The sequence below is a fragment of the Gemmatimonas sp. genome (genome assembly GCF_036405635.1).
Taxonomy (GTDB): Bacteria; Gemmatimonadota; Gemmatimonadetes; order Gemmatimonadales; family Gemmatimonadaceae; genus Gemmatimonas.
Genome location: NZ_DASWXE010000243.1, coordinates 1 through 6,238 on the forward strand (window position 1 = coordinate 1; position 6,238 = coordinate 6,238).

5 protein-coding genes and 1 tRNA gene are annotated in these 6,238 nt (G+C 65.9%); all 6 read right to left on the minus strand.

Annotation, left to right across the window (positions count from 1 at the left end; translation table 11 throughout):
* A partial coding sequence (locus VGE27_RS19230; protein WP_331051298.1) for a penicillin-binding transpeptidase domain-containing protein occupies window positions 1-2,378 on the minus strand: 2,378 nt, incomplete at its 3' end.
* Complete coding sequence (locus tag VGE27_RS19235) at window positions 2,375-2,710, minus strand: hypothetical protein (protein WP_331051299.1); 336 nt, start codon at window positions 2,708-2,710, stop codon at window positions 2,375-2,377. The genes VGE27_RS19230 and VGE27_RS19235, both read right to left, overlap by 4 nt.
* Window positions 2,711-2,747: 37 nt before the next feature.
* Entirely contained in the window at window positions 2,748-3,695 is a 948-nt protein-coding gene (gene rsmH, locus VGE27_RS19240; RefSeq protein ID WP_331051300.1) for a 16S rRNA (cytosine(1402)-N(4))-methyltransferase RsmH, read from the minus strand.
* A gap of 255 nt (window positions 3,696-3,950) precedes the next feature.
* The gene (locus VGE27_RS19245) at window positions 3,951-5,621 is read right to left on the minus strand and encodes a hypothetical protein (RefSeq protein ID WP_331051301.1); all 1,671 of its coding nucleotides are present in this window, start codon (window positions 5,619-5,621) and stop codon (window positions 3,951-3,953) included.
* Window positions 5,622-5,811: 190 nt separating this feature from the next.
* A tRNA-Val gene (locus VGE27_RS19250) sits at window positions 5,812-5,885 on the minus strand.
* 148 nt (window positions 5,886-6,033) lie between these two features.
* Window positions 6,034-6,238 (minus strand): hypothetical protein (locus VGE27_RS19255; protein WP_331051302.1); only part of this gene is annotated, 205 nt, incomplete at its 5' end.

Sequence of the window (6,238 nt, forward strand, 5' to 3'; positions counted from 1 at the left end):
GGCTTGGCGGTCGACTTCCCGGTGGGCTTGGCGACTGGCTTCACGGCCGTCCTGGAATCCGTCCTGGAATCCGGTGTGTTCGTCGCAGCGTCCTTCCGCGTCTCCTCATCCGAGGCCACCTCACCCTTCGCGCCGCTCACGTTCACGGCGGGCGTGGTCAACACGCGTACGGACGACGCGAAGCGTGGAACTTCCAGTTGCACCGTGGATCCACTGCGCAGCGCCGTGCCCGTAGCCGGACGCGTGCGCACATCGGTGTCGCGCGCGTCGCCGTAACGCGCCTCGCCACCACGTGTCACGCTCACCTGAAAGCCCGCGGCATACAACACACGCACGGCTTCACGCGCATCCAGACCATACACCGATGGCACGAGTTGCAATTCGCCATCGCCGTCTTCGCGTCGGACACTTGCGCGCTGCGCGTCGAATGGGAGGTCCACCACCACACGTGCCGGTCCTGGCAAGGGTTCGGCCTTGGGTGGTGGCGGTGCCTTGAGGGAATCGCGCCGCGCCGAATCACGCGCCGCGATGCGCACGGCTTCGGGCGACAGCGGCTTGACCGGGGCGACAGGAATGGGACGCGCCACCCGCGCGAGTGCACCACGATCGAGCGAGGCGTCACGTGTGGCGAGCGCGTTCTGCAGAATCATGTTGGCCATCGCACCCGACACGATACCGCCGAAGTAGGTGCCTTCGGGATCGATCAGGCGTGCGACAATCACGTACTGCGGATCTTCGGCGGGGAACATGCCCGCGAAGCTCGCGTTGTATCGCCCCGGCACGTATCCCTGCCCGGGCACCAGGCGACGCGCCGTGCCCGATTTGCCGGCGACATCAAAAGTGGCCAGGTTCGCGGCGCGAGCCGTACCACTGTCCACCACGCTCTTGAGCATGGTGCGCATCAGCGCCGCTGTGGCGGGCGTGACGACCTGACGGATGGCGCGCTTGCGATGCTGGAACACCACGCGTCCTTCGCTGTCGCGCACTTCGCGCACGAGCACGGGCTGCAACAATTCGCCGTCGTTGGCGAGCGCCGCGTAGGCCGTCGCGATCTGCACCGGCGTGGCCATCATCTCATAGCCGATCGCCACCGAGGCCGGTGTCATCTTGCCCCAATCCTTCGGCAACGCGAGCCGCCCTCGTGACTCTGCAGGATATGGCACCCCAGTAAAGTTGCCGAATCCGAAGTCGCGCAGGGCCTGATACTCTTCCTGCTGATTGAATCGCAACGCCAGCTTGGCTGTGCCGATATTGCTCGAGAAGCGGATGATGTCGCGCACCGACATGCTGGCCGCCTTGTGCTCATCACTGAGCGTGCGCCCCGCCACGGCCCACGTGCCGTTCTCGGTATTGAGCAACTCATCGGGCTTGGCCCGTCCCGCATCGAGCAAGCGCGAAACGACAAACGGCTTCATCACCGAACCAGGTTCGTACGGTTCGGCGAGTGGTGTACTGGTGAGTGCGGCCTTCCCATCGCGCACGCCAGCCAACGCGAGAATGGCGCCATCCCGTGGGTCGAGAATGACGACATCACCACCCGATGCGCCGGTGCGCTTGCGCGCATCGGTGAGCGCCTGCTCGGCGATCTCCTGCAACGACTGATTGATGGTGAGCGTGACCGTGTGCCCAGGTCGCGCTTCCACCGGCGCCAGCATGGGCGAACCGATGCGCCCACCACGCCCATCGAGCACCACCGGCGTGTGGCCCGCCTCGCCACGCAGGAAGGGATCGAGCTCCAGTTCGATGCCACCCAACGGCGCACCATCCGGATTCAACGCGCCGACGATCCCGCGCAGCCCATCCGGCGTGGCGTTCACCCGCGTCAGCACCGGCAGCGTCTTCACACCCGGCAATCCCTTGAAGCGATCGAGGTCGGCCGGCAGGAACCGATATGGCAGTTCCACCCACCGCGCCTTGGGATTGTTGAACACGCGGCGCATGTTCGCATCCGACACGCGGAGCTCCCGCAGCCCCCGTCGCACCACCGCTCGCGTATCGACCGTGCGCGTCTTGCCGTCTTTCCCCTTGCGCTTGACCATCGTGAGGTTGTGCGGCTCGATCACGAGCTTCATCTGCTCGCGCGTTTCCACCAGCACGTTGCCCGTCGCTTCCAGAATCGCGCCACGCGGCGGTGCCACCGCCAGGTCCTTCACATGCTGACGCTCGGCGATGCGTTGCCACGATTCGCGTTCGACCAGCTGAATCTGCGCCGCACGTGCCACGATCGCCGCAGCGAACAGCACGAGTGTGACATGCACAAACGCCGACCGACCGCGGCTGACCGGAAACGGCTCCTGGGCCGGTGTGGCGGACTCGTGGCCCATGTGCGTCGTGCCGCCGCCATGACGCGGCTCGGCGTCCAATGGATAGTGCGTCATGGCGTGCCCGAATCGGCGGGCGCCGCCGCACGGACGGCGTCAGCGAGAAAGCGCGTCTGCGACTCGGTCGCGACATGCATGCCCAGGCGTCGCTCCGCCTCCTGCACCACCTGTCGACGACTCGTCGCACGCCGCAGCTCGTTCTCGAGCGTGATACGCTCCGATCGCAACGCGCGACGTTCGGCTTCCATGCGCTGCATCTCGCGCGCGGTGCCCACGCCCACACTGCGCCGCCAGACCACGATGGCGGTGACCGCGACGAACAAACCGAGGCTGATCGCCACGATCGAGCGCCCCTTGAGCGCACTCTTTGTCCGACGCGCGCGCGCCATCACGATGCCAGCGGTGGCAACATGCTCATCGACACGCTCATGCCGAACGCCACGCGCGCAGGCGCGCACTGCGGGCCCGCGTGTTCTGTTCGATTTCCTGCTCGGTGGCGCTGACCGGACGACGAGTCAGGGTTTCTCCCAACGGCCGGCCGCGGCAGGTGCAGATCATCTGTCGCGGTGGGCACACACAGCTCGCGCTCCAGTCGCGGAACGCGTTCTTGACCAGCCGATCTTCACCAGAATGATAGGAGATGATCGCGAGCACACCGCCGGGCGTGAGACGGTCGCGCAGTGCGGGGAGCGCACGCTCGAGCCCCGAGAGTTCGTCATTCACCGCGATGCGCACCGCCTGGAAAATGCGGGCAAAATCCGGTGCGCCGCTGCGCGGTCCCAGCACGGCCCGAATGGCATCCACCAGGTCATCGGCGGTGGCAAACGGACGCCGCTCTCGGCGTCGCACGATCTCGCGGGCCATGCGGGCCGCGCGCGGCTCATCGGCATATGCGCGCAGCAGCGCCGACAAATCCACCTCGTCGATGGTATTGAGCAGCTCCGCGGCATCAACATCGGCGTCCGTGCCCATACGCATGTCCAGCGGGGCGCCCTCGCGGAACGTGAATCCGCGCGCGGCGTCATCGAACTGATGCGAGGACACACCGAGATCGAGCAGAATGCCGTCGAAACGATCGTCGCCCGTGAAGCCGGCTTCATCGAGCGCGGCGTAGTTGGCCAGTACGGCACGGAACTGCCCAGAGCGCTCGAACTCGCCAAGCCGCTCTCGCGCGGCGGCCAGCGCACGCGGATCGCGATCAACGCCGGTAACGCGCATACCGCGCTCGAGGAACGCCGCGGTGTGGCCACCGCCGCCCAGCGTGCAATCGAGCACGGTGGAAGCGTTGACGAGCATCGCCTCGATCTCGGCGAGCAGTACCGGAACGTGGTACGTGCCGGTGCGGCCAGTGGGGGCGGAACGAACCGGGGTCACGCGCTGACGGGAAACACGTTGGGACGCCACATGGACGAAAGATGCAATGGGCGGCGCGCGAACGGTGCGCGTCAGTGGGGGGTCATGTTAGCGGAAGCGATGGAGCAGCGTCAAGCGAGCGTGAGAGGTCCACAATTGTGCATTACCCGATCCTCTACACGGATGTGATCCTGTCGTTTCACGACGTGCGCCGAACCGAAAACAAACGGGCCCGCCGTCCGAGGACGGCGGGCCCGCTGTGACTTTACGCTGCGATTACTTGCAGAAGGCCTTTGCCGTCTGATCCGCGAGAGGATCAAGCTGCATCAAGGCGCCCATCAGCTGACGAACCGCGTCCGGAGCGGTCGCACCGCCCTTCGGCAGCAGAATCTGGGCTTCGACGAACATGTTCTTGGCGTCCTTCGCCGGCTGGCAGGACTTCTCGGCCTGTGCCGCGTTCAGCTTGACCTGGCCAAACTGGACATACGTGGCACCAAGGAGGAACTGCGCCTGCCCCTTGAGCGGGCCAGTCACCGCTTCATCCGCATACTTCAGGATGTCGACAGCAGCCTGGAAGTCTTCGGGCGTCTTGCTGGCAGCCGCCTTCCGATAGCTGTCGTTTGCGGACTGCATGAGCAGCACTCGCAGATTGCTGGCCGTGTCACCCGCCGCGATGGCCGCGCGAATTGCCGGCAGCACTTCGTCAGCCTTACCAAGATCCTTGAGCAGCTGGACGCGGAAGACCGAGGCGTTTTCAACGGGCACCTTGGCGGCAATCGCACGATCGAGCGCTTCGAGAGCCGGCTGAAGCTGACCCGCTGCACGGAGCGAGAAGATCTGCTCGTACATCAGCGCCGGCTGGTTCGGGAACTTCTGCAGGCCCTTGGCCGCCGTCTCGGCCGCCTTCTGCGCCTGGCTGTCCGCCGCATAGGCGCGGGCGGTGCGGATGAAGTACGTCGTGTCGGCAAACGAGGTGTCGAGCTTCACGAGCTCATCGCCCTGCGTGAACGCTTCCTTGAAGTCACGCTGGCCGAGCAGGATGAACCAGCGGGCGCGGAGCAGCTCCGGGTCACCCGGGTTGCTGGCCACGGCTTCGTCGATGATCGGGCGGGCAATGGCCGGGTTGGCCATGGCCGTGAGCGCATCGACAACGTCCTTCTGCAGGCGCGGATTCTTCGGGTCCGTGGCCAGCAGGCGGGTCAGCGTCACCACCGACGAGTCCTGCTGGTTCAGATCCCGATACGCCTGGGCCAGGATGGCGAGCCCCTGCTTGCTCTTCGGGTCGATGTTCACGATCTCGCGGGAGACCTCGAGCATCTGAGCCGGAGTCGCCTTCTGCGAAATGAGCACCTGCGCCCAGCACGTGCGGGCGAGGGTGGCCTTCGGGTACGCCGCGATGCCTTCCTTGGCGGCCGCGATGGCCTGATCGTACTGGCCCTGACGACCGAGATTCGTGCACTTCTGCTCGAACTCGAGCTGCTTGCGGGCTTCCTTCAGTTCGCGCGAGATCTCCTTCGCCGCGTCACCGACACTCTTCGCTTCGTAGGTGCCCAACGGCTGCACAAGCGAGTTGTCGCGGGACAGCACGAGCTGGCCCTCGACCTTCACGCCCGTTTCCGTCTTGGTCACGATACCCGCGAGGTACTCATCGGCGCGCAGGATGGTCGCGAGCGCCTTCTGGTCATGCGGCTCGAGCGCGTCGGCCACCGGGAAGCCCGAGGCTTCAAGCGTGGCGACGATGTCCTGCTTCGGCAGGACATACACCTGCTTGAACGGGAAATCGCTGGTCATGCGCGAGCGCAGTGCGTCCGCGGCCTGCACCCCCAGGCCCTTCTCGCCGGAACGGAACACCGCGACCATCACGCGCTTGGCGTTCGGATCGGGGACGCGATTGTACTGCGCCGACGCGACCGAAGGCACGAGCGAGCCACCGAGGGCCAAGCTCATCCCTGCCAACGCCTGGAAATGCCGTGACATCAATGTCGTAACCTCCGCACCGTGAACCGTGGGACCCGGGGCTCCCGGGCTTTACAACCCGCCGGCCGTGCGCAAGCCATGGGGTCTGGGGGGAAACCGAAACTGCGACATCCGATCCGTGGTGGCAAGCGACGCGCACGCGACCACGGCCCGGACGGTATGGGCGAAGAGGGATTCGAACCCCCGACCCCCTGTGTGTAAGACAGGTGCTCTAACCAGCTGAGCTATTCGCCCGCAGCTACGCCCTGTCCGGACCGTCCGTTGAATAAACTACAACGGTCCGAAGGCGCCGTTCCTGCTTGTGCGAGAAATTAACCGGAATGTCACGTTCGGACGGGAGATAGTCCCCCACTCCGCCCGTCCATCGACCGGTTACCGCGGCTTATCCCTTGAGGATGGCCAGCGGCACAAGGACCACGTACCCTAGCACGAGCAACAGCGGGGCGATCGTCTCGCCGCCACGCCACAGGTCGAGATAGCCCAGCAGCAGCGACAGCGCAGCCGCCCCCCAGAAGAGGAGTGCGCGGGAACGGGGATTCTGTGTCTCGGTCATGCCGCAGGATACCGAGCCCCGGGGCCGGGCGGCA

Bases quoted from the DNA above. Each gene is read 5' to 3' on its own strand.
- VGE27_RS19245 (WP_331051301.1), bottom strand. From the start codon at position 5,621: ATGAGCTTGGCCCTCGGTGGCTCGCTCGTGCCTTCGGTCGCGTCGGCG.
- VGE27_RS19235 (WP_331051299.1), bottom strand. From the start codon at position 2,710: ATGGCGCGCGCGCGTCGGACAAAGAGTGCGCTCAAGGGGCGCTCGATC.